This window comes from Methylobacterium variabile, from assembly GCF_001043975.1.
Classification (GTDB): domain Bacteria; phylum Pseudomonadota; class Alphaproteobacteria; order Rhizobiales; family Beijerinckiaceae; genus Methylobacterium; species Methylobacterium variabile.
Window position 1 is genome coordinate 1 of record NZ_LABY01000421.1, and the last position, 3,087, is coordinate 3,087.

General features: G+C 71.9%; 1 protein-coding gene and 1 pseudogene. Both read right to left on the bottom strand.

Annotation, left to right across the window (positions count from 1 at the left end):
• Positions 1-277: pseudogene (locus tag VQ02_RS33635) on the bottom strand (CAP domain-containing protein); the annotation flags it as partial.
• On the bottom strand, positions 274-2,910 hold the full coding sequence (locus tag VQ02_RS33640) for a DUF3772 domain-containing protein (RefSeq protein ID WP_048448628.1): 2,637 nt from the start codon (positions 2,908-2,910) through the stop codon (positions 274-276). The gene VQ02_RS33640 and the pseudogene VQ02_RS33635, both read right to left, overlap by 4 nt.
• Positions 2,911-3,087: the final 177 nt, after the last annotated feature.

A 3,087-nucleotide genomic window follows, 5' to 3' on the forward strand; every position in this document is an offset into this window, starting at 1 on the left:
CGGCCGCCGCCATGGCGGCGGTCTCGGTCTCGGCGAGGCGCTGCAGGCCGGGATCGAGGGCCAGCGGCGGCAGCCCCTTGTTGCGGCGGTAGGCGGCGATCATGTCGCGGGCCGCGCCCGCGTCGATCTGAGCGCCCGACGCCGCCATCGGCCAGTACAGGCTCGGTCCCGCGGCGCCAGTCGACACCCGCGTCGCGTCGGTCGCCGAGCAGGCGGCGAGGGCGAGCGGCAGGGCCAGACAGGCGAGATGTCTCAGCGCGGCGGGACGGGTCTTCACGGCACGGTCTCGGGGGTTCGGCGACGCTCGGCCTCGGGCTCGCCGCGGGTCTCGGGCGGACGGAAGGTGGCAGGGGTCGCCATACGGGCGATCTGCCCCATGGCGTCCTGCATCGCGTCCAGCCCCTGAACCGTGACGATGCTCGATCCAGGTCCGAGATTGGGGATGAGACCGCCCTCGGACAAGGTCTTGAACACCGCGAAGTTGAGATCGCTCTGCACCTTCAGCTGCGAGCCGACGTCGGTGATCATCGCGATCAGCTCGAACTCGAGGAAGGGGTCGCCGATCTTGCGGAAGACCACCCGCGGCGGCGGCTCCTTGAGCACGTCCGGGTGCGTCTTGGCGCATCCGACGATCAGCTCGGCGGCGTGGACCGGATCCTGGTTGCGCAGCACGCTGACGGTGATCGAGACCCGGCCGGTGCGGTCGCCCCGGACCCGGTTCTTCACCACGCCGGAGATCAGGTTCGAGTTCGGCACGATCACGGCCGAGCGGTCGAAGGTCTGGATCTCGGTCGAGCGCACGCTGATGCGGCGCACGTAGCCCTCGTTGTCGCCGATCACCACGAGGTCGCCGACCCGGATCGGCCGCTCCCAGAGCAGCAGCAGGCCGGAGACGAAGTTGTTGACGATCGATTGCAGGCCGAAGCCGATGCCGACCGACAGGGCGCCGGCCACGATGGTGAGCTTCTCCAGGCTCAGGCCGAGATAGGAGAAGGCGAGCGCGATGGTGAGGAGGAAGCCGACGTAGCCGCTGACCGTCGAGATCGAGTTGCGCAGGCCCGGGTCGAGGTCGGTCGCCGGCAGGTAGGTGTTCTCGAGCCAGCGCTGCACCGCCTTGGTGACCAGCAGGCCGAGGGTGAACAGCCCGATGGCGATGGCGATGGTCGAGAGCGAGATCGTCACCCCGCCGACGGTGAAGCCGAAGAACGCGGCTTGCGCCCAGGTGAAGATGTCGGTCGAATCGACACCCCAGGAGGCGAGCAGCAGCACCCCGGCGGCAGTCAGCAGCACCACCCGGACGAAGCCGGAGATCAGCACGGCGATCTGGTTGAGCGAGCGCTTGCGCAGGCCGGTATTGGCCTGGAGCGTGGTAGCGATGCGGGAATCGTCCTGGAGCGCGGAGCTCACCACGGCGTCGACGCTCGAGATCGCCAGGTAGAGCATGGCCGCGGCGATCGCGGTCCACATCAGCTGGTCGATCAGGAACGACGACAGGGCGATGTAGCCGACGAGGGCCGAGGCCCCGATCGCCGCGACGACGATCCAGCCGAGGATGCGCAGCGGGCCGCCGATGCCGGTGCTCGCATCCGCCGCCACGTAGGGGCCGAGGCAGGCCTCGTCGGTCTCGGCCCGCGCCGCGAACCGGCGCAGGCCCTCGGCCAGCACCACCGCGACCACCGCCGCGAACACGCCCTTGGTGACGATGGTGATCGGCAGGCTGACCGAGATGCCCTCGTTCAGGCCCTCGATGGTGCGGCCGACCGCGATCACCGAGGCGATGGCGAGGACGAGGCGGTTGAGCCGCTCGGCGGTGGCGTCGGTCATGGCGACGAGGCGCCAGGCCGGGCGGTCGGGCGAGAGCAGGGCGTCGGCCATCGCCCCCACCACCGCCACGAAGGCGAGCGAGGCGACGATCCGGTGGGCGGCCGGCAGCAGCCGGACCGGCAGGAGCCCGGTGACGTCGAGGGCGTAGCCGACGAGGAAGCTGCCGAGCACCGCCGGCACGGCGCCGACCAGGAAGACCCGCCAGGCCGCCAGGACCTTGGCGTATCGCGAGGGCTGCGCATCCTTGGACGAACGGTGCCCGACTCGCGGGGCGATGTGCCGGCGCCCGACATAGAGCGCCACCGACACCCCGATCGCCAGGGCGAGCAGGAAGAGGTTGAACGGCGTGCCCTGCCGGCCGACCTGGGTGACCGAGTCCTGGAAGCTCGCCTCCAGCGCCCGCAGGTCGCGGCCGTAATCGCTGGTGGCGCGCAGCCACAGGTTCGGGCTCACCAGGCCGTCGGTGCGCTCGAACAGCGCGCGGGTGAAGGCGGACCGGCGCCGGTTGCTGATCTGGTCGGTGATCTGCTCGCTCTGGACGAGGAGCGAGCGGGCGAGCCGGAGCGTGTCGTCGATCTCGGCGACGCCGGCCTCGCGCTGGGCCCGCTCCTGGGCGACGTCGGCGCCCTCGGGCTCCTTGGGCTTGGGCCCGAGCTGGTTCAGCCGCTCCTTGGCCGCCTCGAGCCGGGGCCCGAGCTGGTCGACGACCTGGCGCAGCCGGTCGGCCACCGGCGGGATGCCCTCGCGCAGGAGCGCGAGGTCGTCCTTGTTCAGCTCGCGGTGGGTCAGGGCCTGCTCGCGCTGGTCGAGGTCGTCCTTCTCGGCGTCGAGCTGGGCGCGGATCTGCTTGATCTGCTCGGAGATCGGGGTCTGCGGCGGGGGCTTCGGCGCCTCCTTGGGCACCTCGGCGGCGGGAGCCGCGGCGGGCTGGCCTGCGGGCTTCGCGTCCCCCTTAGCCCCGCCGGGTGCCGGCGCCTGCGCGACGACGGCCCGCTCCGGTTTCGCCGCGGTCCCCTGCGCGGCCGCGAGCCCGGGGCTCAGCGCGGCGGCCATCAGGGCGATCGTCCATCGGCGAAGCTGTCTCATGCGCAATCCTTCTCACCCGCGTCTCAGGCTTCGGCTCCCCGTCGCGGACCGCGACGAGGTCACGGCGGGGCGGCCCGGCCCTGCGGCCGGCGGCCCGCGCGGCGCCTGGTGGTCTCGCGGTCTACCTAGGTCATCCGGCCGGGAGGTGGAGCGAGGCCCCGCGGGGGATCGCGAATA

Coding starts and splice junctions, on each gene's coding strand:
- VQ02_RS33640 (WP_048448628.1), bottom strand. CDS start 2,910: ATGAGACAGCTTCGCCGATGGACGATCGCCCTGATGGCCGCCGCGCTG.